Below are 24397 nucleotides of genomic sequence, written 5' to 3' on the forward strand. Positions count from 1 at the left end.
AGCATGGGATCAAACACCTAGTGACTGAAATACATGGATGGCCGATCGATGGAAGTAAAAAAGAAGAGTTGATCGCTGCGGTGAAAACGTGGAAAGGCGCAAACGTTCACTCGGAATCCGCGCGGAAATAATAGGCCTGATACAGGCTGGGACGCGTATTTCAAACGTTCGAATAAGAGCGGCCAAAAAGGACTGCGTAGCCGTGACCCGCCACCGCAAGGGGGGCAGTCTGTGTAGTCGAACGTTGCGCGGCCATTCCCTCAGTTCAGAATCGCGGGCAAATCCAGCCCTTTCTCCTTCGCGCAATCGGTTGCAATGGCGTAACCGGCATCGGCGTGGCGCATCACGCCGGTGGCCGGGTCGTTCCATAGCACGCGTTCGATGCGCTTGTCGGCGGCCTGGCTGCCGTCGCAGACGATGACCATGCCGGCGTGCTGCGAAAAGCCCATGCCGACGCCGCCGCCGTGATGCAGCGACACCCAGGTGGCGCCGCTGGCGGTGTTGAGCAGGGCATTGAGCAGCGGCCAGTCGGAGACCGCGTCCGAGCCGTCGGCCATCGCTTCGGTTTCGCGATTGGGCGAGGCCACGCTGCCCGAATCCAGATGGTCGCGGCCGATCACCACCGGCGCCTTCAGCTCGCCGCTGCGCACCATGGCGTTGAAGGCCAGGCCCAGCCGGTGGCGATCGCCCAGGCCCACCCAGCAGATGCGCGCTGGCAGGCCCTGGAAGGCGATCTTTTCGGCTGCCATGTCGAGCCAGCGATGCAGGTGCGCATCGTCGGGTATGAGTTCCTTGACCTTGGCGTCGGTCTTGGCGATGTCGTCCGGGTCGCCGCTGAGCGCGATCCAGCGGAACGGGCCGATGCCGCGACAGAACAGCGGGCGGATGTAGGCGGGCACAAAACCGGGGAAATCGAACGCGTTGTCGATGCCGGCCTCCAGTGCCATCTGGCGCAGGTTGTTACCGTAATCCACGGTGGGCACGCCCAGCGCGTGGAAGTTGAGCATGGCGCGGATGTGGTTGGCCATCGACTCGTGCGCCGCCGCTTCCACTTCCTTGGGCGCACTTACGCGCTTTGCATCCCAGTCTTCCACGCTCCAGCCCTGCGGCAGGTAGCCGTTGACCGGGTCGTGTGCAGAGGTCTGGTCGGTCAACAGATCCGGCTTGATCCTGCGCAGCAGCAATTCGTCCAGCACGTCGGCAACATTGCCGAGCAGGCCGACCGACAGCGGCTTCTTCGCGGTGCACGACTCCTCGATCAGGCGCAGCGCCTCGTCCAGTGAGTCGGTCCACGTATCCAGATACCCGGTGCGCAGGCGCATGTCGATGCTGGAGCGGCGGCATTCCACCGCCAGGCACGAGGCGCCGGCCATTACCGCCGCCAACGGTTGCGCGCCGCCCATGCCGCCGAGGCCGCCGGTGAACAGCCACTTGCCGGCCAGGTTGCCGGCGTAATGCTGGCGGCCCATTTCCACGAAGGTTTCGTACGTGCCCTGCACGATGCCTTGCGCGCCGATGTAGATCCAGCTGCCGGCGGTCATCTGGCCGTACATGGCCAGGCCCTTTTGATCGAGTTCGTTGAAGTGGTCCCAGTTGGCCCAGCGCGGCACCAGGTTAGAATTGGCGATCAACACGCGCGGCGCATCGGCATGGGTGCGGAACACGCCCACCGGCTTGCCGGATTGCACCAGCAAGGTCTGGTCCTCGTCCAGGCGCGTGAGTGCAGCAACGATTGCGTCGAAGGATTCCCAGTCGCGCGCGGCGCGGCCGATACCGCCGTAGACCACCAGTTCCTGCGGGCGCTCGGCCACGTCCGGGTCCAGGTTGTTCATCAACATGCGCAGCGGCGCTTCGGTGAGCCAGCTCTTGGCGGTGAGCGTGGTGCCGGTGGCGGCGCGAATGACGCGGGTTGCATCGTGACGGGTCATGCCGGGTTCCTTGCAATCAGCGGTTGGCCGCAGGCGGCGCGGGGTCGGAAGAGGGCGCACTGGCGAAGTGCAGGCAGGCCTGCAGCACGTGGCGCAGTACTGCGCGCAGCACCACGGCGTGTACCGGCTGCCACGGCGTTGGCCAGTTTTCGGGAGTGAGGCTGTCCGGCTCGCGCATATAGCCGCGGCAGGCCAGTTCCATCTGCAAGGTGTGCACGCCGCGCTCGGGCTGCGCGTAGTGGCGGGTGATCCAGCCGCCCTTGAAGCGCCCGTTGCGCACCGTGCTGGAGCCGCTGCTGCGGCACAGGCTCTCCACCGCATCCGCCAGGTGCCGGTCGCAGCTGCGGTCGTCGTTGCTGCCGATGTTGAACTGCGGCAATTCGCCATCGAACAGATGTGGGATAAACGAGCGGATCGAATGCGCGTCGTAGACCACGATCTTGGCGTGCTGCGCGCGCAGGCGCGCAATTTCCTCGGCAAGCGCGGCGTGGTACGGGTCGAACCAGCGCGTGCGACGCAACGCGATCTGCGCCTGATCCGGTGCCGCGCCGTCGGCATACAGCGGCTGATTGTCGAAGGTGGTGAGCGGGCACAGACCGGTGGTGCGCTGGCCCGGATACAGCGAGGCCCCGCTCGGGTCGCGGTTGACGTCGATGACCGAGCGCGAGATCGCAGTCCGCAGCGTGGTGGCGCCTAGGGCCTGTGCGAAGTCGTAAAGCTGGTGCACCCACCAATCGGTATCGCGGCGCGCCAGCCACGGCAAGACGAACTGGTCGGCGACCTCGTCGGGCAACTCGGTCCCTGTATGCGGAAAGCTGATGATCAACGGCGCATCGCCGCGGTGCAGTTCCAGCCAGTCGGGCAGGGCGTTCATCGCTGCGCTCCGTGTGTGCGTGCTGCGAGCGTGCGGCATGCGTTGCGCAGCTGGGCGTTGCGGATGTGTCGCGTGCGCGCTGCCGCGTCACCGTCGGTGCGTGTGCTTGGAGAGATCGCCAAAGACTGCAGCTGCGACCGCGACGATGCAGCGATTGATTCGCTGCAGAAGCGCTGCCGACTCATACGCCCTGCTCCACAACCGGCAACGGGATCGCCACTGCCTGCGCCAACGCGCCCGAGCGCACCAATGCGCTGGCAGCCAGCATATCCGGATGAAAATAGCGGTCGTTCTGCAGTGTCGGCACCTGCGCGCGCAACAGGGCACGCGCCGCTTCCAGCGCAGTGCTGGAGCGCAGTGGCGCATGGAAGTCGCAGCCCTGCACGGCGGCCAGCAGCTCGATGCCGATGACGTGCGCGGCGTTCTCAGCCATCGCCAGCAACCGGCGCGCACCGTGTGCAGCCATCGACACGTGATCTTCCTGATTGGCCGACGTCGGAATCGAATCCACACTGGCCGGATACGCGCGCTGCTTGTTTTCCGATACCAGCGCGGCAGCGGTCACCTGCGGAATCATGAAGCCGGAGTTCAAGCCCGGGCGCGGTGTGAGAAACGCCGGAAGGCCGGACAGTGCGGGGTCGACCAGCATCGCGGTGCGGCGTTCGCTGATCGAGCCGATTTCGCATACCGCCAGCGCCAGCATGTCTGCAGCAAAGGCGACCGGCTCGGCGTGGAAATTGCCACCAGACAGCGCTTCGCCGGTATCGCTGAAGACCAGCGGGTTATCGGACACGCCATTGGCTTCGATCTCCAGGGTGCGCGCGGCCTGACGCATCACATCCAGCGCCGCGCCCATCACCTGCGGCTGGCAGCGCAGGCAGTACGGGTCCTGCACGCGCACATCGCCAAGCCGATGCGATTCGCGAATGGCCGAATCGGCCATCAAGGCGCGCAATGCCGCCGCAGTGGCGATCTGTCCGGGCTGCCCGCGCAGCGCGTGGATGCGCGCATCGAACGGCGTATCCGAGCCCTTGGCCCCTTCCACCGACAACGCACCGGTGACCAGCGCGGCCTGCAGGACGGTTTCGATCTCGAACAGACCGGCCAGGGCGCAGGCGGTGGAAAACTGCGTGCCGTTGAGCAGTGCCAACCCTTCCTTTGCGCCCAGCACGCGCGGCTGCAGCTGCGCGTGTGCAAGCGCGTCGGCAGCAGGCAGGCGTTGCGCGCCGACGAAGGCTTCGCCAACCCCGATCATCACCGCGGCCAGATGCGACAGCGGTGCCAGATCGCCGGACGCGCCCACCGAGCCCTGGCACGGCACACCGGCGTGATGCCGGCGCGCAGCATCGCTTCCAGCAACGCCAGCGTGTCCGGTTGCACGCCGGAAGCACCCTGGGCCAGGCTGGTGAGCTTGAGTGTCATCATCAGCCGCACTACCGGTACCGGCGTGGGCTCGCCGACGCCAGCGGCGTGCGAGAGCACGATATTGCGCTGCAGGGTCTGCAGATCCTCGCGCTCGATACGCACGCTGGCCAGCTTGCCGAAGCCGGTGTTGACGCCATACACCGGCTCGCCACGCGCGACGATGGCCTCCACCGTTTGCGCGCTGCGTAGCACCGCGGCAGCGCATGCATCGTCCAACGCGACTTCGGCACCGCGATACAGCGCACGCCATTGCGCCAGCGTGACCTGGCCGGGTTGCAAGACAACAGAAACACTCATGACAACTCCGGATTCAGCACAGATGCCCGCGCCAGACGCGGGCATGAAGAGGATTGAAGCCCATGCGGTAGACCAGATCGGCCGGCGCATCGATGTTCCAGATCGCCAGGTCGCAGTCCATGCCGGCGCGCAACTGGCCCAGGCGCTCACTGCGCCCGAGCGCACGCGCAGCCTGGCGGGTGAACCCGGCGATGCATTCGTCCACGGTCATGCGGAACAACGTCGCCGCCATGTTCATCCCCAGCAGCGGGCTGGTCAGCGGCGAGGTGCCCGGGTTGCAGTCGGTGGCCAGCGCCAGCGGCACGCCTGCCGTGCGCAGTGCGGCAATCGGGGGCAGCTGGGTATCGCGGATGAAGTAGAACGCGCCGGGCAACAGCACTGCCACCGTGCCGGCAGCGGCCATCGCCGCAACGCCGGCCTGGTCCAGGTACTCGATGTGATCGGCCGACAACGCGCCGTAGCGTGCGGCCAGTTCGGCGCCGTGCTGGTTGCTCAATTGTTCGGCGTGGATCTTGATGCGCAAACCATGCGCTTGCGCCGCAATGAAGACGTGTTCGGCCTGCGCCTGCGAGAACGCCAGATACTCGCAGAACACATCCACGGCCTCGGCAAGCCCTTGCGCGGCGACCGCCGGAATCATCTGCGTGCAGACCTGGTCGATGTAGTGCTGCGCCTGGCCGCCAGGCGGCACGGCATGCGCGCCCAGGAAGGTCGGCATCACTCTTCCACCTTGCGCAGCGCGGCAAGCTGGCGCGCCACGCGCAGCTGCTTGATTTCATCGTCCAGCGTGAGCCCGTAGCCGGATTTGATTTCCAGCGTGGTCACGCCTTCGGCGAGCATCGCATCCAGGCGCGGCAGGCTGGCGGCCAGCAGCGCGGCATCGTCGGCGGCGCGGGTGGCGCGCACGGTTGCCACGATGCCGCCACCGGCTGCGGCGATGTCGGCATAGCTGGCGCCGCGCAAGCGTTGCTCGAATTCGTTGGCGCGATTGCCGGCGTACACCAGATGGGTGTGGCAATCGATCAGGCCGGGGCTGATCCAGCGGCGCTGGCAGTCGTGCGCACTGTCGGGCCGCAGCGCTGGCGCCTGTGCGGCCGGGCCGGCGTAGACGATATGGCCGTGCCGGCAGGCGACGATGCCATCGTCCACGATGCCCAGGCCGCCATCGGCCGCATCCAGGGTCATCAGTTGCGCGTTGTGCCACAGAATGTCGCAATGCATGGCGCAGGCTCGTAGTGTCTGATATGTATATACAATAGGTTCGGCGATCGAGGGTGTCCAGTGGCAAACCAACAGATGCAGGTGTTCTGGGCAGCGCGGGCCCTGTTGCCCGACGGCTGGGCGAGCGGCGTGCGGGTTACGCTGTCACAGGGCCGCATCGGCGCGGTGCAATTCGATGCGCCTGCTGCCCCCGCCGACACGCGCTGCGAGGTATTGCTGCCTGGCCTGGGCAACCTGCATAGCCATGCCTTTCAGCGCGGCATGGCGGGGTTGACCGAAGTCGGCGGACGCAGCGGCGACAGCTTCTGGAGCTGGCGCGAGCTGATGTACCGCTTCGTCGACCGGCTCGACCCGGACAGCCTGCAGGCGATCGCCGAACAGGCCTATGTGGAAATGCTCGAAAGCGGCTTCACCCGCGTGGGCGAATTCCATTACCTGCACCACGCGGCGAGCGGTGCGCCGTATGCGCAGGCTAGCGAAATGTCCGAGCGCATTGCCGCCGCTGCCGCCAACACCGGCATCGGCCTCAGCTTGTTGCCGGTGTTCTATGCGCACTCGGATTTCGGTGGCGCCGCCCCCAGCCCGGCCCAACGCCGTCTGATTCACGACATTGACGGCTTCGCGCGCTTGCTGGACGACTGCAGATACAGCCTGAAAGCGCTGCCGGACGCGGTGCTCGGGCTGGCGCCGCACAGCCTGCGCGCGGTTACTCCGCAGCAACTGGCAGCGCTGGTGCCGCTTACCGATGGCCCCATCCATCTGCATATTGCCGAGCAACAGCGCGAAGTGGACGCCTGCCTGGCCTGGTCCAAGCAGCGCCCGGTGCAGTGGCTGCTGGCCAACGCGCCGGTGGATGCGCGCTGGTGCCTGGTGCACGCCACGCATGTGGATGCCTACGAACTGCAGGCGATTGCCGCCAGCGGTGCGGTGGTTGGTCTGTGCCCGATCACCGAGGCGAATCTGGGCGACGGCATCTTCCCGATGCAGGCATTGGCGAATCTGGGCGACGGCATCTTCCCGATGCAGGCATTTGCGGCTGCGGGCGGACGCTTCGGCGTGGGCTCGGATTCGAATGTGCTGATCGATGCGGCTGAAGAACTGCGGCTGCTCGAGTACGGCCAGCGCCTGAGGCTGCAGGCGCGCAATGTCCTGGCGCAGGGGCCAGTCTCCAGCGGGCGCTGGCTCTACGATCAGGCTGGCATGGGTGCCGCGCAGGCGCTGGGTCTCGCGCAGACCGGCATTCGTGCCGGCGCAGCGGCCGATCTGATCGAGTTGGACACCGCGCATCCGGCCCTGCTGGCGCGCAGCGACGACGCCTTGCTGGACAGCTGGCTGTTTGCCGCGCGTGGCACTGCGGTGCGCAACGTCTGGCGCGGCGGGCGCTGGGTGGTGCGCAACGGGCAGCATGTCGACCGCGCCCGTCTCGCAACACGGTTTGCCGCGGTGTTGCGCAGCCTGCTGGACGAATGACATTGACCATCACACGGTGGCGGGAATGGTCAGACGGATGCCCAACGGCGCCCAGGAGTCGTGGTGTACGCTTTGCACCCACCGGTGACGGGCCCCGGCCGCAACAGATAGTGGCTGCGCCTGAACCGCTCCAAGCGGATGCGTGCGCAGCGCTGCTCCCGGAACTGGAGCCGCCGCAGACGCAGCCGCGTCGGCGGCAGGTGCACGCAGTGCCCTTGTCCATGCGCCGTGCATGCTGCATGCGGCGACGTGCTGCTGGCGCACGCTGCCAACCAGGTTGCATGCCGATCGAATAGCCGCGCTTTCCGGAGACCCGAGCTTTGACTGCCACCACCACCATCGTGCCTGGCACCTTGCATCAGCGCATCCGCCAGGATCTGGAACAACGCATCCACAGCGGCGATTGGCCGCCCGGGCACCGCGTGCCGCCCGAGCACGAGTTGATGGCGCAGTACAGCTGCTCGCGTATGACCGTGAACAAGGTGCTCGGCTTGCTGGCCGATGCCGGCATGATCGAACGCCGCCGCCGTACTGGTTCGTTCGTGGCACGGCAGCACCCGCATCTGGAACAGGTGGCGCTCTCGATCCCGGACATCGAGGTGGAAATGACCACGCGCGGCCATGCGTACCGGTTCTCTTTAGTGTCGCGGCAGCTGCGCAACGTGCGGCAGCGCGTGCCGCAGGAACGTGCGCTGGGCAGCACCGGCAAGGTGTTGGAATTGCAGAGCGTGCACCTGGCCGACGGCCGCCCGTTTGCGCTGGAGCACCGCGTGATCGATATCAGCACCGTGCCCGACGCAGTGGACCATCCGTTCACGGAGGTGGCGCCGGGCAGCTGGTTATTGCGCAACGTGCCCTGGACGCGCGCCGAGCACCGCATTAGCGCTACCAGTGCCGACGCCGCCCAGGCCCAGCAGCTCCAGGCGGACGATGGCGCGGCCTGCCTGGTGATCGACCGCCATACCTGGCGCGGCGACCTGCCGGTCACCTACGTGCGCCAGATGTTTCTGGGCGGTTCGTACGATCTGGTGGCGCGGTTCGCGCCAGGACTGCGGTGAACTGATGTCGGCAGGTGATGGGCGCGGTACCGCGGCGCTCAGGTCCCTGCGGGTTGTTCGCTGAACTGTCATCGGCGTGTTGCAGTCGCTGCACGCCGGGATGGCGCCGACTGCACTTTCGCGGTCATGTGCCCGGTCGAGCAAGCCCAGCGACGCTTGACGAAGACAGCAGCCAATGCCCCAGGATCAAATCGTGCTGCACTGACGCCAGCGCACCGGCTCGGCGGTTCCCGGGCGCGGGTTGAGCTGCACGCGCACCGTGCGCAGGTACGGGTAGCGTTGCAACTCGCGGCAAATCAGCGGCCATGCCGCGCTGTCTTCCACCGTCCGATCCACCACCAGGGTTGCCTGGGTCAGCCAGATGCCGCGCACCAGCCCCGGCGTCTGCGCCAACGCCTTGGAGACCTCGCGTTGATAGTCCTGGATGGTGGCCGCATCCGGTTCTGCGCCGGCTGCCGGCGCTGCCGGGGCCGCCGCAGTGGGTAAGGGCGTCGGCTGGGCGGTAATGGCGGAGGGCGTAGGCGCCACCACCACGCGGGCCGGTGCCGGAACAGGGGAAGACGCCGCAGTACGCGGTATAGCCGGCGTCGGCGGGCGCAGCGTCAGCACCGCCATGACTGCCAGCGTCGCTAGGGCGGCACCGGCGATGACGCTGTGGCGGATCGCGCGGCGGCGTGCCGCACCGACCACACCGGCCTCCACGTCGCCAGGCAGATAGGGTTTGAGCAGCGGCCACAGACGCACACCGTCCAGCACTTCGATCGATTGTTTCTCCGCGGCAGCGATACCTTCGCGCTCCATGCGGCCTTCGGTGACCATCACGCCGCCGTTGGCGCCGGCCAGCCGCGCCATCGCGCCCAGCTCGTTCACTGCCGCCACGCCAATGCGATAACCGCGCCCGTGCTTGCAGGCCACCAGCCGGGTGCCCTGCTCGGTCTGCATCATGAAATCGGCGGTGGGCAGGCCATCCTGCGGCAACTGCGTGGGCTGCCATCCGCGTTGATCCTGCAGAACGCGCAGCACCACGGCGGAAAAATCGCGCCAGTGCATGATGGCCAGCGCACGTATGCCTTCATGCACTTCATTGGCACGTCGTCGCACCAGCCAAAGATAGGCAGACACCGCCAGCCAGAGCAGCAGTGCAGCCAGGGGCGCCAGAATCCAGGAAGGCATGAGCATTAAGCAATGGCGCGTATAACGAATCGTGCGTGTAGAAGAATCCTTCGCGAAAGATTCGTCAATGGATCAGGCGCGGTGATATCGCGAGCCGTGATCCAGATAGCGAAAGACCCGCCAGTCCGAAGCCGTAAGGGGAGGGAGCAAACGGACTTCGTAACGCAGGACTGGCGGGTCGTTCCGATTGTCCGAAAAATCATGTTGCTTTGCAACATCGGGCGGCAGAACTGGTTTTGCGCGCTAACGCTATGATTCCAAAAGACATGCGGATCTAATGCGCACCTTAGCAACGCCGCACCTGCATGCCGATCTAACGCCAATGCCCAGCTGCGGCTTAACGAAGACGCAGCTCGATGCGAGGATTGCGCGCGTCGGCACGGGTGGCGCGGCCGATGACACCGCATTGAGGAATCGGAAGCTACATGTTGGCCAGCACGTAGAGGTGCAGCCCTCGCACCTGCGCCTGCCGCGCCTGCGTGAGCGATGACTGTCTCATCGCCTCGGGCAACAACCGCGCCCTCCCATGACAGCGCGGTTGCTTTTACCGTTGCCCTTATTCCGTGTCGAACGCACCGGGGTTGCTGGACGACGATGCCGCCCCGGCACCTGCGCCGCCTCCCCCCGTCGTCTCGCTGGCCGCCTGCGCTGCCTGGTTGGCGGTACGGTTGGCGCGCTTGGCGGCTGCGGTATTTGCGCGGACCTGGGCCTTCAGCGATTCGACCTCGCGCCGCAGGTTTTCCAATTCTTCCTGCTCGGGAATGTTGAGCGTGCGCAGGACACCCTTCACGCGTTCGTCGAAGGCCTTGCCCAGCTTGTCCCAGCCGCGCACTACGGTGTCGCGCGCCTGCTCGAACTGGGTTTCCACCTCTTCGCGCAACTCATCCACGCTCTCGGCCGCCTTGCGCTGGCCGGTACGCTCATACGCGGCGCCTTCGCGCACCAGCGAGTCGAACAGCTTGCTGCCTTCGTTCTGCACGCGCCCGAGCGCGCCCAGGCCGGCAAGCCATACGGTCTGGGCCGATTCGCCAAGCCGGCGCGAGATCTGTTCCGCCTGCGCCTGGAAGCCCTGGGCCGCGTTGCCGCGGTTGCCGTTCTGATCGTATCCGGTCGTCATGCGATGCTCCTGTAGGTTGCCAACGTGATATTGCATTCACCCTAGTGCCGACCCTGCATCGGGCAGGTGAAACGTTGCCCGATCAGGCGTACTGGAAGCATCTACCCGCAAGCGCCTGGTCAGGTGACTTGACGCTGAAGCGGCGCAGCGCCAGTCGCTCCATCAGGCCAGTTTTTCGGCCAGCAAGCGACGGATTTCCGATTCCACCATCGGCTGCACCGCCGACAGCAAAAAGCCGAGCTCGGCGGTGACGTGCACTTGCTGCGGCAGCAGCGCGATCGCCCCGTCGACGCCGGCACGTGCGATGCGCAAGGTGTCGCCTTCCCAATGCGAGGCGATGCCGTAGCGATCGGTCAGCTTGCGCGCCGCCTCGTCGATGGCCGCGCGGGCCTGGGCCGGCGTCAAGGAGTGGTCGTGGCGAATATCGATGCTGGACATGGGTGCGATGGGTCATGCGAAAGTGAGGGCGCATTGTGCGCATGCCCAGCCCCGGCTCCAAGTGCGGCGGTACGCGTCGGGTTGCCGATGTCAGAAATGCAGCGCTGCGAGCTGTGCTGCCGCGGTGCCTGCTCAGACGACCGCATCGCGATCCTGGCGCGCGCGCGCCAGCGATCCAGCACGCTCCGATCACCCCGGATGGCCGCGTATGGGGGCAAACCTGCTAGGCTGCGGCCGGTGCGCGACCTGCAAGTTCACTTCACCCACCGGCAGCAGCCGGATCATTCCCTCAAGCCCGGTGTCCACCGGATCGTCCGTCATGCCTCCGGCAGCGTGCGGGTGGTCGGCGATGCGCAGGGCGCGTTGCTGTTGGCGCAGTTCTGCCTGGACCAACGCGGCCTGTGGCTACAGGTAGCCAACGGAATCCGCGGCATCCACGTCAATGGGCGCCAGGTACGTCGCATGGCGTTGCTGCGTGCGGGCGATGCGATCTATGCCGATGGCGTGGAAATGCTGTTGCGCAGTGCCCCGTCCAGTGCGCCGGTCAACGATGGTCACGACGACACGGCCAGCCTCGGCGAGGTCTGCCTGTTGTTGCGCGGCATAGGCGGGTGCCATCACGGGCGCAGTTTTACCCTGGATCGCGCGCGTCTGGTCGGCAGCGATGCCGCCGCCGATATCGTCATCGACGACCCGGCATTCGCGCCGCAGCACGCGCGTCTGGAGCGGCATGGCGACCGTGTGCTGATCCGCGATCTGGGTTCGGAAGAGGGGAGCTGGATCAACGGCGTCCAGGTGCGCGACGGCTGGCTGCAGGCTGGCGATCAGGTCGTCTTCGATGCGCGCCACCGTTTCGTGGTGGAGGTGCCGCGGACGCACCACAGCACCACCTGGGATCTGCCCGATACCGAACCCCTGCCGCCGCCGCGCGCCGTTGCAGAGCCGACGCGCGCACCGGTGAAGGTGGCCCGCTGGCCCTGGTTGCTGCTCAGCGCGGTGTTGCTGGCGGCGGCGTTGAGCGCCTTGCTGTGGTTCGGCGCGCGCTGAGTTTTTTCCAGACGCGCCAGCCCAGCAATACCGCAAGAATCCCCGCGTACAGGGCCGGCTCGCGGATATCGGATTTCACCAGCCACCAGAAATGCAGCACTGCCAGCAGGCCGATCGGGTAGATCAGCGTGTGCAGGCGGCCCCAGTTGCGCTTGAGCCGACGCATCCACCCCTGGGTGGAGGTGATCGCCAGCGGCATCAGCAGCAGCCACGCCGCAAACCCCACCGTGATGTAGGGGCGTTTGAGGATCTCCTCGAAAATCTGCGTCCAGAAGCCGCGCAGATCCAGCGTCAGGTAAGCCGCCAGGTGCACGCTGGCGTAAAAGAACGCGTACAGGCCCAGCATGCGGCGGAACCGGATCAACACGGCCTGCCCGGTGAGTTGGCGCAACGGCGTGATTGCCAGCGTGATCAGCAAAAAGCGCAGCGCCCACAGCCCGGTGCGGTGTTCGATCTCGGCCACCGGGTCGGCGCCCAGCGCGTCGCTGCCGGTTTGCCACACGTGCCAGAATTGCCAGCCGAACAGGGCGATCGGCGCCAGCGCGGCGGCATGCACCAGCGTCTTGGCAGCGATCACGGAAGTGGATGTCTTGGCCATGCGATCTCGAGGAAGGAAGCGACGCGCGAGCGTGAAACGTAGGTGCGCAGCTGAGCGCGACAGGCGTTACCGGCAATGCCTGTCGCGCCCGGATGCGTCCCTACGACAAGTCGATACCGCAGTGGTCGTGGCCTAGAACCACTTCTTCAGATCCATGCCCGCATACAGCGAAGCGACCTGATCGGCATACCCGTTGAAGGGCTTGGTGGCGATGCGCTCGGCAAACAGTTTGCTGGCGGTGCCGGCGATGCGGCGTTCGGTCTTCTGGCTCCAGCGCGGGTGGTCCACCGCCGGATTGACGTTGGAAAAGAAGCCGTACTCGGAAGGTTGCAGATCGTGCCAGGCGGTCTCGGGCATTTTTTCGACGAAACGGATTTCCACGATCGACTTGATGCTCTTGAAGCCGTACTTCCACGGCACCACCAGGCGCAACGGTGCACCGTTTTGTTGCGGCAGCGGCTTGCCGTACAAACCGGTGGCCAGCAGGGTCAGCGGATGCATCGCTTCGTCGATGCGCAAGCCTTCCCGATAAGGCCAGTTGATCGACCTGTAGCGCACGCCCGGCATCTGTTGCGGGTCGGCCAGGGTGGTGAATGCTACGTACTTGGCCTTGGAGGTCGGCGCGAAGCGCTTGAGTACCTCGCCCAGCGGCACGCCCGTCCACGGGATCACCATCGACCAGCCTTCCACGCAGCGCAACCGGTAGATGCGTTCTTCCGGCGCGATGCCCTTGAGCAGTTCATCCAGCGACAGGCTGCCGCGCTTCTCGCATTCGCCGCCCACCTTGACCGTCCAGGGCGACAGCTTCAGGGTCTTGGCCGCCTTGGACGGATCGGTCTTGTCGGTACCGAACTCGTAGAAGTTGTTGTAGCTGGTGACGTCTTCCAGCCGGGTCAGTTCCTCGGCCGTGCGAAACCCGCTGCGCGCCTGCGCCGGCGTCACCACGGTCTTGGGCGGCGGGGGCGGGTCGGCCTCGGCGCACCCGGCCACACCCAGCGCGGGGGTCAACGCAAATAACTGCAGCAGCCGGCGACGGTCGCGGTAAACGGACTCATCGGTGATCTCGCTGGACGGCAAGTTGAAGGCATCGCGAAACGACATGGCAGGCTCCGGCAGTGGCTGCAACGTGAGAGTAACGAACCGGGACAAAAGTTCGCCTTGGCACATCGCTACATTACGTCAGGCTCAGTCAAAAGGATGCAGCTGCAACTTTTTTGTCCGCTGCCAAGCCCGATGCGCTGCGGCATACTAGAAGGCTAGCTCGACAAGGTGTGCCATGACACGCGCGTTCAATTTCAGTGCCGGCCCTGCGACATTGCCGGAATCGGTCCTGCGGCAGGCGCAGGCAGAGATGGTCGAATGGAACGGCGTCGGCGCCTCGATCGTGGAAATCAGCCACCGCAGCGCCGATTTCATGGCTGTAGCGGCGGCTGCCGAAGCCGACCTGCGCAGTTTGTTGTCGATTCCCGACGACTATGCGGTGCTGTTCACCGCCGGTGGCGCCACCACCATCCAGGCGCTGCTGCCGCTGAATTTTGCCGCGCCCGGCCAGGCGGCCGACTACGTGATCACCGGGCATTGGGGCAAGACCGCGATCAAGCAGGCGGCCACGTCTGTGGATGCGCGCATCGCCGCCGACGCGCAGGCCGATGGCTTCATCGACATTCCCCCAGCGGCCAGTTGGACCTTGTCGCCGCATTCTGCCTACATGCACATCACCGCCAACGAAACCATCCATGGCGTCGAATTTCGCGACACGCCGGACGTGGGCACGTTGCCATTGTTTGCCGACTTCAGTTCCTCGATCGCCTCCGAGCCACTGGATATCTCGCGCTATGGGCTGATCTACGCTGGCGCACAGAAGAATCTCGGTCCGGTCGGCATTTCGGTGGTGATCGTGCGGCGCGATCTGCTGGAGCGCGCCGGGCAACCGCGTGCGGACATCTTCAATTACGCCTCGCACGCCGCGCGCGATTCGATGCTCAACACACCGCCGACCTGGAACTGGTACCTGCTCGGGCTGACCGTGAAGTGGATGCTGGAGCAGGGCGGAGTGCAGGAGTTCGCACGCCGAAATGCCGAAAAGGCCGCGCTTGTGTATGGTGCCATCGATGGCTCGGGCGGCTTCTATCGCAACCTGATCAAGCCGGCAGTGCGTTCGCGCATGAATATTCCGTTCTTTCTGCCGGACGAGCAGCTGGATGCGCTGTTCGTCAGCGAATCCAAGGCAGCCGGGCTGCTCGCGTTGAAGGGTCACAAGGCAGTCGGTGGCATTCGTGCGTCGCTGTACAACGCGATGCCGGTGGCGGGCGCGCAAGCGCTGGCCGCCTTCATGCACGACTTCCAGCAGCGTCACGGCTGAGTCTTTATCTACCTGCGGCGTCTGCCGCGCAGGCGCATGCGCTGACAGCGCGCATGCGTCGCCATTTTAGGAATGCCCAGCGATGGCCCCCAAGTCCAACAAGCCCACGGCCGCCACAGGCGGCAAAAAAAAGCCGACCAAGACATCGGTGCGCGCTTCAGACAGCAAGTCTGCAAACACGCCGGCTAAAAAGGCCGCGATCAAGACCGCTGCGCCGGTGCTGGCCGATGTGCGTGCCAAGATCGACGAGATCGATCGCAATATCCAGGCGCTGATTGCCGAGCGCGCCAACTTTGCGTATCAGGTCGGCAAGGCCAAGGGCAAGCTTGCGGCGGCGGTGGATTACTACCGCCCCGAGCGCGAGGCGCAGGTGCTGCGCATGGTGGTGGACCGCAACGAAGGCCCGCTCAGCGACGAAGTGCTGGTGCACGTCTACCGCGAAATCATGTCGGCGTGCCTGGCCCAGCAGGAGCCGCTTAAAATCGGTTATCTGGGTCCGGAAGGCACCTTCAGCCAGCAGGCGGTGCTCAAGCATTTCGGCCGCTCGGCAGTGGGCTTGCCGATGGCCACGATCGAAGAAGTGTTCCAGGAAGTGGAAGCTGGCAACGCCGATTTCGGCGTGGTGCCGGTGGAAAATTCCGGGCAGGGCACCATCCAGGTTACCCTGGACATGTTTCTGACCTCCAACCTGAAAATCTGCGGCGAAGTCGAGCTGCGCGTGCATCAATACCTGCTTTCGCGCAACGGCCGGCTGGAAGATATCGAACGCATCTACGCGCATTCGCAATCGTTCGCGCAGACTGCAGGTTGGTTGCGCTCGCATTTGCCCAAGGTGGAAAAGATCGCGGTATCCAGCAACGCCGAAGGCGCACGCCGCGCACGCAATGCTGAAGATGCCGCGGCCATCGGCGGCGAGAGCGCGGCGCACGTGTATTGCTTGAAGAAAGTCATCATGAAGTCGATCGAGGACGACGACGACAACACCACGCGTTTCTTGGTGATCGGGCGGCAGATCTTTCCTTCGTCCGGACACGACCGCACTTCGGTGCTGGTATTCATCCATGACAAGCCGGGTGCGTTGTTCGACGTGCTGAGCCCGTTCGCGCGCCACGGCATCAGCATGAACCGCATCGAGTCGCGGCCTTCGCATCAGGCCAAGTGGGAATACGGCTTCTTCATCGATCTGGTCGGCCATGTCGAAGACGATGCGATGAAGCGGGCACTGGCCGAACTGAAAGCGCACTCGGCACAGATCAAGGTGCTGGGTTCGTATCCGGTGGCCATTCCCTGAGCGTCGAAGCTCGCTACGACAGTCCATGTTGGCGCGCCGCGACCTCATAATTGACAGCAACGCCGCAACCTTCTTCAAAGCGCATCGTCGGCGTTGGCGATGTCGCAGCCATCGGATCACATGCATGAGCAGCAGCACGCACCACTGGATTGCCCGACGCGGCACCGCACTGCAGGGCAGCCTGGCCATTCCTGGCGATAAATCGGTTTCGCACCGCGCGGTGATGTTCGCCGCGCTCGCCGACGGCGTTTCGCAGATTGAAGGGTTTCTTGAAGGCGAAGACACGCGCTCCACCGCCGCCATTTTCGCCAAGCTGGGCGTGCGCATCGAAACACTGTCGGCGTCGCGGCGCATCGTGCACGGTGTGGGCGTGGATGGTCTGCAGCCGCCGACCGAGGCGCTGGATTGCGGCAATGCCGGCACCGGGATGCGTCTGCTGGCCGGCCTGTTGGCTGCGCAGCGCTTCGACAGCGTGCTGGTGGGAGACGAGTCGTTGTCCAAGCGGCCGATGCGGCGCGTCACCGGCCCGCTGGCGCAGATGGGCGCGCGGATCGAGACGCAGGACGACGGCACGCCGCCATTGCACGTGCACGGTGGGCAGGCGCTGCACGGTATCGATTTCGTCTCGCCGGTTGCCAGTGCGCAGGTCAAGTCTGCGGTGCTGCTGGCCGGTCTTTATGCGCAGGGCGAGACCTCGGTGACCGAGCCGCATCCCACCCGCGACTACACCGAGCGCATGTTGTCGGCGTTCGGCGTGGATATCGATTTTTCGCCCGGTAAGGCCCGTTTGCGCGGCGGGCAGCGCCTGCGCGCGACCGATATTGCAGTACCGGCAGATTTTTCCTCGGCTGCGTTCTTCATCGTCGCGGCCAGTGTTGTTCCTGGCTCGGAAGTGGTGCTGCGTGCAGTCGGGTTGAATCCACGCCGCACCGGGCTGTTGGCCGCGTTGCGCCTGATGGGTGCGGATATCAGCGAAGAGAATCATGCCGAGCACGGCGGTGAGCCGGTCGCCGATCTGCGCGTGCGTTACGCACCATTGCATGGCGCGCAGATTCCTGAGGCGCTGGTGCCGGACATGATCGACGAGTTCCCGGCGTTGTTCGTCGCTGCCGCTGCGGCGAGCGGGCAGACCGTGGTGACCGGCGCTGCCGAATTGCGGGTCAAGGAGTCCGATCGCTTGGCGGCCATGGCTACCGGCCTGCGCACGCTCGGCGTGCAAGTCGACGAAACGCCCGACGGCGCCACCATCTACGGCGGCAGCATCAGCATCGGCAGCGGCGTGATCGAAAGTCATGGCGATCATCGCATCGCCATGGCGTTCGCCATTGCCGGCCAGCTGTCCACGGGTCAGGTGCAGGTGAACGACGTGGCGAACGTGGCGACCTCGTTTCCGGGCTTCGACACCCTGGCACAGGGCGCCGGATTTGGGCTGGAAACCGCCGGGCACCGCTAACGCGTTGTCTGTCGCAGAATTGCTTGGATTTCACGGTCCGGACGGCTGGCGCGGGACCGTAGCAGTTCGCGGGGATGCGGATTCCCCGCGTGTTGTGGCGCTTCCACTGCGCGGGTGATGTGCTGCTCCTGCATCATCTATCAGCGGCGCGCTTGCTTGGAGGCGCGATGTGAGTCGAACCAAGATCGCCGGAGATTTGCAAAGGAGCGCGTGCCCATCAGCAAGGTGCGCAGAAAATTCTTCCGGCGAGTCAGAACCCAAACGACACGCCGCGACATCTCTACCGTTGCCGCCACGAAGCCGCAGCGCTGCGCAAATCCTTAACGCTGTGAGGTGAATTCCACCGGCACCTGCACGCTGCTCACTACTGCATGGCCATCGCGCGTGGCGGGCTCGAAGCGCCACCGACGCAAGCTCTCCATCACCGCTGCATCCAGGCGCGGATCGTCACTGCCACTGCGGTCGACGATGGTCACATCACTCACGCGGCCCTGCACATCCACTTGCAGGCGTGCGGTGCGGCTGCCCTGGATGCCGGCATGCGCCACGGGCGGCCGGGTAGCTCGGCATCGCGTTGCCCGGAAGCGGCTTGGCCTCAACGCTGCTGACCGCTGGGCGAGCAGGCTGGTGCGCCACCATGGTCATCGCGCGCGGGCCATCGGTCGTCGGCAGGATCTGCCGACTCGCTGCCGGTAGCGGTCGCGTATCGGTAGCGAATGACTCGTCGCTGTGGCGTGTCCACCACCAGCTGGGGACCACGATGAGCAGGGCGACCAGCGTTGCCCACATCCAGGGCGAAGCGCCGTCGCTCGCCACGTTCTGGTGCCGCTCCACGGAGCGCCGGCCGTGTTGCGGCAACGACGACGGGTGAGCGGATGAAGGATTCGAAGTGACGGACATTGCCGGCCTCCTGGCGCATCTGGGGATGACGGGGCCAGTCTGGTTGGCAGTACCTGAGGGGGAGCTAAGGCGGTCTGCGAATGAAGCGCTAGTGCATGCTGGATGTTCAGCTTAGTCAAGCTGACATTGCGGCGTCGTTAAAACAGCATGGTGTTTCTGGATGCGTGGCGTTAGCCAAGGCTTGCTGCGTCAGGCTCGGGCACTCGCGATCTGGCGACAAACAACACGCCGGAAGGGTTAGTTCCGCTTACTGCGCAGGCTTGAACTCGAATGGGATGTCCATGCTGCCAGCCACCGGCTGGCCATTGCGCTGCGCCGGGTGGAAGCGCCAATGCCGCACCGCTTCCATGGCGGCACGGTCCAGATCGCGCGAGCCGCTGCGCTGCACCAGGGTCACGCCACCGGGATTGCCGGCGGCATCCACGTCGACCCGTACCACCACATCACCGGCATCGCCGCGACGCAGTGCAGCCGACGGGTAGTGGGGCGGCGGCATCTGGCCCTGGATCGGTAACGGGCGATCGCCGCCAGCAACCGGTGCGTTGATTGGCGCGGCGCTGCCAGGCGCACCTGGCGCCGCATTTTCCGGCAGCGGCGTCGGAGCGGGTGGGGCCGGTGGCGCCGTATCCACCAGTGTGGGGGTGTCGGCTGGCGGCTTGGCCTGCGGCATGTCGCTGGCACCGTCCTGGGCGGGCAACGGCGCCGGCAGCGGCGCGATGGTGTCGTCGGTCTGCGCGCCTGCGGTCGGCTGCGCCGGGGAGGCTTTATAGAAGTCGTCCTTGCGGCCGGTGGCCCAGACCAGCAGGAACAACAGCAGGCCGGCAGCGAAGGCGATGCCGGCGATTTTCAGCGTGTGGCGGGGCAGACGCAGAACGATATGGCGATCGGACGCAGGACGGGGCGCGGGCATAGGGCTCACCTGAAGAATCGTCGCAATTCTGGCATAGCCGTAGTGAATCGATCGCAGCAGGTGGCGGAACAGGCGATAATCTCGCGCTATTCCACTGACGCACATATTCCGATGCTAGATCCGGCCCTGCTTCGCCAACACCCCGCCGACCTTGCCGAGCGCCTGCGCAGCACGCGCGGCTTCGAGTTGAAAATTGCGGAACTGGAGTCGCTGGAGAGCGAGCGCAAGCGCATCCAGGTGCGTACGCAGGAGCTGCAGAGTCAGCGCAATTCCAAGTCCAAGGCGATCGGGCAGGCCAAGGCCAGGGGCGAAGATGTGGCTGCGCTGATGGCCGAAGTGGCCGGGTTCGGCGATGAGCTCAAGGCGTCCGAAGACGCGCTGGATGCGATTCGCGCCAAGCTCGAGGGCATCGCGCTTGGCTTGCCCAATCTGCCCGCCGAGGATGTGCCGCTTGGCAAGGACGAAAGCGAGAACGTCGAGCAATCGCGCTGGGGCACGCCGCGTCAGTTCGATTTCGCCATCAAGGACCATGTGGAACTGGGTGCGCCGCACGGTTGGCTGGATGGCGAAACGGCAGCCAAATTGTCGGGCGCGCGGTTCACCGTGCTGCGTGGTCCGGTCGCGCGTCTGCACCGTGCGCTGGCGCAGTTCATGCTGGACCTGCATGTGGGCGAGCACGGTTACGAAGAAACCAACGTGCCGCTGCTGGTCAATGCCGATTCGATGCGTGGCACCGGTCAGCTGCCGAAATTCGAAGACGATTTGTTCCAGACCGAAGTGGGCGAGTCGCGCCGGTATCTCATCCCCACCTCCGAAGTGCCGCTGACCAACATCGTGCGCGAGGAGATCATCGACGCCGAGCGTCTGCCATTGCGGATGACGGCGCATTCGATGTGTTTCCGCGCCGAAGCCGGCAGTGGTGGCCGCGATACGCGCGGCATGATCCGCCAGCACCAGTTCGAAAAGGTGGAGCTGGTCACCGCCTGCGCGCCGGAAGACAGCGATGCCGAGCATCAGCGCATGACGCGCTGCGCCGAAGTGGTGCTGGAACAACTCGGCCTGCCGTATCGCAAGGTGTTGCTGTGCACCGGCGACATGGGTTTTTCCGCGATCAAGACATACGATCTGGAGGTCTGGTTGCCGTCGCAGAACACCTATCGCGAAATTTCGTCCTGCTCCAATTGCGGTGATTTCCAGGCGCGGCGCATGCAGGCGCGCTGGCGCAACCCGTTCAGCGGCAAGCTGGAGTTGCTGCACACACTCAATGGCTCGGGCACTGCCGTGGGCCGCGCGATGATCGCGGTCATGGAGAACTACCAGAACGCCGATGGCTCGATCGACGTGCCGCAGGTGCTGCGTCCATATATGGGCGGGATTGAGCGGATCGGCTGAGCGCGGCTACAGGAAGGCCGCGCTCATCACCAGGCGGCGCGGGCGGTGTTCGGTGTGCATGGAGCATTCGGGCACTGCGGCTGCCCGGCCAGATCCACGCCATCAGACGCGTGCTCGCTATGCTTTAGTCGCCCGCGAATGCGAGTGTCGAGCAGTGCTGTCTGCGATAGCTGGCACGCACATCCTTTGAGGGCGCTAGACCGCGCTTCTTTGCTACTGGCATTGACGAAAAACGGGACCAGCGATAGTCCCGTCTTCGTTGGCGGCATGTCGCCGTCATGACGACCTTTCAATACGCCAACGCCTCGCGCCGCAGGCTTACGCGCCAACAACAGCGTCTGCTTCCTCACCCAGCCTGGCCAGCGCAGCGGACAGTGCATCGTCGCGATGCTGCGGCGAATACGCCACGCCCTCTGCGCGCACGAAGCTGATGTCGTCGATGCCCAGGAAGCCCAATACCTGGCGCAGATACGGTTCCTGAAAATCGTTCGTCGGCTCGGCATAAACGCCACCACGCGCGCTGGCAATGATGACGCGCTTGCCGCCGGCCAGGCCTTCCGGACCATTGGCGGTGTACTGGAAGGTGCGCCCGGCGACTGCGATGCGATCGATCCAGGCCTTGAGCGTGGAGGCGATGCCGAAGTTGTACATCGGTGCGCCAATCACGATGACATCGGCCTGCAGAAACTGCTGCATCACCGCTTCGGCGTCCGCGGCCTCTGCCGGATCGGTGTGCGCCAGCGTCTGCGCGGTCAGATGCGGAATCGGGTCGCGGTCGAGGTCGCGATACGACACTTCCACCTCGGGATGGAGCCGGCGCTGCTGCTCCACGACGGCGGCGCTGAGCACGCGGCTGACGGAATTGGCGCCCAGTGCGCTGGAATCGAGGTGCAGCAGTTTCATGGCAGTGACCTGTGGCAAGCGGCAGCGCCGCGGAGGTGTGCAGCCTAGGTCGTTGCTCTGCTGGAATAAAGGTGGTTAAATATCACGTATCGTTCTATCCATCGATACATGCGCCATGCACGACCTGAATGACCTGTATTACTTCGCGATGGTGGTGGATCACGGCGGCTTTGCCGCTGCCGAGCGCGCGCTCGGCATTCCCAAGTCGCGCCTGAGCCGGCGCATCAGCCAGCTCGAGACCGACCTGGGTGTGCGCCTGTTGCAGCGCTCCACGCGCCGTTTTGCGGTGACCGACGTCGGCACCAGCGTGCATCGGCACGCGCAAACCATGCTCGCCGAGGCCCAGGCCGCGCGCGAGGTGGTGGATCGTCTCAGCGCCGAGCCGCGCGGTCTTGTACGTGTGAGCGTTCCTGTTTCGCTTGCGCAGATCCAGTTGCCCAAGTTGTTGCCTGAATTCCTGGCCAAATATCCCAAGGTGCGGCTGCAGCTCAATATCAGCAATCGCCGCGTTGATGTCATCAACGAGGGCTACGACATTGCACTACGTGTGCGCTCGCGCCTGGACGACGACGGCAGCCTGGTGATGCGCAGCTTCGGCCAGGTGCAGGAACTGCTGGTTGCCAGCCCCAAGTACCTGGATCGCGCCGGGCGTCCCAAGGACCCCAGCGAGCTGGCCAACCACACCACCATGAGCACCAGCGAAGACGAAGCCCATCAGCGCTGGGAGCTGCACGGCCCGAACGGCGAAATGCGCCGAGTCGACCTGCAGCCACGCCTGGCCGGCTTCGACTTCCCGCTGCTGCAGTCGATGGCGCGCGACGGCTTCGGCATCACCATGCTGCCCGAAACCGTGTGCGCCGAAGCGGTGCGCAGCGGCGAGCTGGAAGTGGTGTTGCCGCACTGGTCGCTGCCGCAAGGCATCTGCCACGCCGTGTTCGCCTCGCGCCGCGGCTTGCTGCCGGCGGTGCGGGTGTTCATCGACTTCCTGGCCGAACACCTGCCGCAGGAAATCGAACGCTCGCGCCTGGATTGCGGCGGCAATTGCGCCGAGTTAGCTGAAAAGCTCAAGCGTGCCGCCGGAACGACGCCGCGTCTGGTGGTGGCTGAGGCGGGCTGAGATTTTGTGGCGAAGCTGGCCACTGGATGTTGGCGGCCGAGGCTGGCTGGCATGGTGTCTGGCAGTCCGCTAGCTGTTGAGTAGTCAGGTCGCTTCAGATGTTCGGCAGGTCGCCTGTGCGCTTGGGTGCCCTCGGCCGGCCACGCTGTGTGGCGGCCGAGCACCATGAATGGCGCAGAATGCCGCGTCAGCCAACGGCGGCAGTATCACTGAGCAAAACGCGTCCGGGCATGCGAGAATACGCGCCCGGGAGCGATCCTGGGAAGAGTGAGCCGCACAGGATGTTCGTGCGGCCACAGCCAGGGCCACCCGCGCAAGGCGGGTCGCCAGCGTGACATCCGATCCCGTCGGCGGTCCCGCACAGCAGCATCGGAGAGATGGTCGAGCGGTTTAAGGCACCGGTCTTGAAAACCGGCGAAGGGTCAAACCTTCCGTGGGTTCGAATCCCACTCTCTCCGCCAGTCGCTTCCAAATCATTGATTTTGAATCGAAAAATCTGATTTGGTTGGATTGGAAGGCAGGAAGCATGCAGAGGAAACACTCGCATGCGCATCCCTCATCATTTAAGCCGTTCCCCGATCGGCCGCTGGTCGTTCGTCCAACGTGTGCCCCTCCATTTGCAAACCGTGATGGGCTGCCGGCTTATCAAACGCACCCTGCAAACGAAGGACTTGCCGCAGGCGCATGTGCGTGCGGTGGTGCTTGGGGCGGGCTATGCTCGGCTTTTCGCACAGTTGACGGATCAACGCGTGACCAAGCTCAGTAAGTCGGACGCTGACCTCCTGATCGCTCGCCTGACGAGCGCTGAGAACCTCCAGGAACTGACGCTCAACCGCACCCGCCAACCGGATGGGACGGTTATCGAGCGCTGGGAGATCGACAGCCCGAAAGACCTGAAGCTGTATCGGCAGCTGATGAAACGGAAGCAAGGGGCGGGGCACCCGCTCAACCATCGCGGCTCCCAGTTGCCGCGTTCAACACATTCGGAGCGTCGCACCAGACCACGCCGGCTCGGCAATCATCTGCGCCGGCCATCGAGACGATGACGCTGGGAAAGGCTCGGGACGCGTTCTTGGCGACCCTCAAGGGCTCGACGTTGCCCAAGACCTACACGATCAAAAAAACGGCCATCGAGGCGCTGGTGGCATTCTTGGGTCCGAAGGCAAAGGTCCATGCCATCACTCGCTCAGATCTGGCGCGGTGGTATGGTAATCCCGGTAATCCCCCCCGCTTTTAGCGTTCGCCAAAAGTGGAGCTACGCGGCCATCGCCAATTTCATTGCTGGGGTGATGCCGCCGAGCGCCATGTTGGGGCGTTCATGGTTGTACGTCCATAGCCAGCGCGTGGCTTTGTCCTGAACCTGCTCGATGGTGTCGAACAACGTTGTTGCCAGCCACGCGTAGCGGACGGTGCGGGTCTGGCG

18 protein-coding genes, 1 tRNA gene and 4 pseudogenes are annotated in these 24397 nt (G+C 65.1%); 10 read left to right on the forward strand and 13 right to left on the reverse strand.

Translation table 11 applies throughout. The features are described from left to right. Window positions 1–260: 260 nt before the first annotated feature. From hutU to hutI, 4 genes and pseudogenes are all read right to left on the reverse strand, one after another. Window positions 261–1928: a urocanate hydratase gene (gene hutU / locus XAXN_RS16990; RefSeq protein WP_054320424.1), complete on the reverse strand. Its 1668-nt coding sequence runs from the start codon at window positions 1926–1928 to the stop codon at window positions 261–263. A gap of 16 nt (window positions 1929–1944) precedes the next feature. Continuing rightward, window positions 1945–2802 carry an N-formylglutamate deformylase gene (hutG, locus tag XAXN_RS16995; protein ID WP_054320425.1) on the reverse strand — a complete coding sequence of 286 codons (858 nt, stop codon included), beginning with the start codon at window positions 2800–2802 and terminating at the stop codon, window positions 1945–1947. A 181-nt stretch (window positions 2803–2983) separates the two neighbouring features. Next, window positions 2984–4524: pseudogene (hutH, locus tag XAXN_RS17000) on the reverse strand (histidine ammonia-lyase). Window positions 4525–4537: 13 nt separating this feature from the next. Further along, a pseudogene (gene hutI, locus XAXN_RS17005) lies at window positions 4538–5745 on the reverse strand (imidazolonepropionase). 60 nt (window positions 5746–5805) lie between these two features. Here hutI and hutF point away from each other — a divergent pair. Beyond that, window positions 5806–7215: a formimidoylglutamate deiminase gene (hutF, locus tag XAXN_RS17010; protein ID WP_054320426.1), complete on the forward strand. Its 1410-nt coding sequence runs from the start codon at window positions 5806–5808 to the stop codon at window positions 7213–7215. A 320-nt stretch (window positions 7216–7535) separates the two neighbouring features. After that, on the forward strand, window positions 7536–8273 hold the full coding sequence (hutC, locus tag XAXN_RS17020) for a histidine utilization transcriptional repressor HutC (protein WP_151425157.1): 738 nt from the start codon (window positions 7536–7538) through the stop codon (window positions 8271–8273). A gap of 186 nt (window positions 8274–8459) precedes the next feature. Here hutC and XAXN_RS17025 read toward each other — a convergent pair whose 3' ends face one another. From XAXN_RS17025 to XAXN_RS17035, 3 genes are all read right to left on the reverse strand, one after another. Further along, window positions 8460–9452 carry a restriction endonuclease gene (locus tag XAXN_RS17025; RefSeq protein WP_054320427.1) on the reverse strand — a complete coding sequence of 331 codons (993 nt, stop codon included), beginning with the start codon at window positions 9450–9452 and terminating at the stop codon, window positions 8460–8462. Window positions 9453–10002: 550 nt separating this feature from the next. Beyond that, a complete protein-coding gene (locus XAXN_RS17030; RefSeq protein WP_054320439.1) occupies window positions 10003–10563 on the reverse strand; it encodes a phasin family protein in 561 nt (186 codons plus the stop codon). Window positions 10564–10725: 162 nt separating this feature from the next. Continuing rightward, a complete protein-coding gene (locus tag XAXN_RS17035; RefSeq protein WP_042822008.1) occupies window positions 10726–11001 on the reverse strand; it encodes a polyhydroxyalkanoic acid system family protein in 276 nt (91 codons plus the stop codon). Window positions 11002–11238: 237 nt separating this feature from the next. Here XAXN_RS17035 and XAXN_RS17040 point away from each other — a divergent pair, with 237 nt between their 5' ends. Then, window positions 11239–12048, forward strand: a complete 810-nt coding sequence (locus tag XAXN_RS17040) for an FHA domain-containing protein (RefSeq protein WP_054320428.1) — start codon at window positions 11239–11241, stop codon at window positions 12046–12048. Here the strand turns inward: XAXN_RS17040 and msrQ are convergent. Together msrQ and msrP are read right to left on the reverse strand one after the other, a co-directional pair. Continuing rightward, on the reverse strand, window positions 11990–12646 hold the full coding sequence (msrQ, locus tag XAXN_RS17045; protein WP_054320429.1) for a protein-methionine-sulfoxide reductase heme-binding subunit MsrQ: 657 nt from the start codon (window positions 12644–12646) through the stop codon (window positions 11990–11992). The genes XAXN_RS17040 and msrQ overlap by 59 nt on opposite strands. 132 nt (window positions 12647–12778) lie before the next feature. After that, window positions 12779–13747 carry a protein-methionine-sulfoxide reductase catalytic subunit MsrP gene (msrP, locus tag XAXN_RS17050; RefSeq protein ID WP_054320430.1) on the reverse strand — a complete coding sequence of 323 codons (969 nt, stop codon included), beginning with the start codon at window positions 13745–13747 and terminating at the stop codon, window positions 12779–12781. A 175-nt stretch (window positions 13748–13922) separates the two neighbouring features. On the opposite strand from msrP, the gene serC reads away from it, so the two are divergent. The 3 genes from serC (at window position 13923) to aroA (ending at window position 17752) form a co-directional block, all read left to right on the forward strand. Further along, entirely contained in the window at window positions 13923–15008 is a 1086-nt protein-coding gene (gene serC / locus XAXN_RS17055) for a 3-phosphoserine/phosphohydroxythreonine transaminase (protein ID WP_054320431.1), read from the forward strand. An 82-nt stretch (window positions 15009–15090) separates the two neighbouring features. Beyond that, window positions 15091–16299, forward strand: a complete 1209-nt coding sequence (pheA, locus tag XAXN_RS17060; RefSeq protein ID WP_054320432.1) for a prephenate dehydratase — start codon at window positions 15091–15093, stop codon at window positions 16297–16299. Between the two features lie 124 nt (window positions 16300–16423). Continuing rightward, a complete protein-coding gene (gene aroA, locus XAXN_RS17065) occupies window positions 16424–17752 on the forward strand; it encodes a 3-phosphoshikimate 1-carboxyvinyltransferase (protein WP_054320433.1) in 1329 nt (442 codons plus the stop codon). Between the two features lie 320 nt (window positions 17753–18072). Here aroA and XAXN_RS17070 read toward each other — a convergent pair. After that, window positions 18073–18541: pseudogene (locus tag XAXN_RS17070) on the reverse strand (energy transducer TonB). Window positions 18542–18899: 358 nt separating this feature from the next. Further along, window positions 18900–19562 (reverse strand): energy transducer TonB, encoded by a 663-nt coding sequence (locus XAXN_RS17075; protein ID WP_054320434.1) that lies wholly within the window; start codon window positions 19560–19562, stop codon window positions 18900–18902. Between the two features lie 111 nt (window positions 19563–19673). Here XAXN_RS17075 and serS point away from each other — a divergent pair, with 111 nt between their 5' ends. Next, on the forward strand, window positions 19674–20954 hold the full coding sequence (gene serS, locus XAXN_RS17080; protein WP_054320435.1) for a serine--tRNA ligase: 1281 nt from the start codon (window positions 19674–19676) through the stop codon (window positions 20952–20954). 318 nt (window positions 20955–21272) lie between these two features. Here serS and XAXN_RS17085 read toward each other — a convergent pair whose 3' ends face one another. Further along, window positions 21273–21857, reverse strand: a complete 585-nt coding sequence (locus XAXN_RS17085; RefSeq protein WP_054320436.1) for an FMN-dependent NADH-azoreductase — start codon at window positions 21855–21857, stop codon at window positions 21273–21275. 100 nt (window positions 21858–21957) lie between these two features. On the opposite strand from XAXN_RS17085, the gene XAXN_RS17090 reads away from it, so the two are divergent. The 3 genes and pseudogenes from XAXN_RS17090 to XAXN_RS17100 form a co-directional block, all read left to right on the forward strand. Beyond that, window positions 21958–22974, forward strand: a complete 1017-nt coding sequence (locus XAXN_RS17090; RefSeq protein ID WP_134980240.1) for a LysR family transcriptional regulator — start codon at window positions 21958–21960, stop codon at window positions 22972–22974. A gap of 371 nt (window positions 22975–23345) precedes the next feature. Continuing rightward, window positions 23346–23435 (forward strand) — tRNA-Ser (locus XAXN_RS17095). 84 nt (window positions 23436–23519) lie between these two features. Further along, a pseudogene (locus XAXN_RS17100) lies at window positions 23520–24181 on the forward strand (DUF6538 domain-containing protein); the annotation flags it as partial. A 48-nt stretch (window positions 24182–24229) separates the two neighbouring features. On the opposite strand, the gene XAXN_RS17105 reads toward XAXN_RS17100, so the two are convergent. After that, a partial coding sequence (locus XAXN_RS17105; RefSeq protein WP_167694823.1) for an integrase core domain-containing protein occupies window positions 24230–24397 on the reverse strand: 168 nt, incomplete at its 5' end.

The organism is Xanthomonas axonopodis (genome assembly GCF_001304695.1).
Taxonomy (GTDB): Bacteria; Pseudomonadota; Gammaproteobacteria; order Xanthomonadales; family Xanthomonadaceae; genus Xanthomonas; species Xanthomonas axonopodis.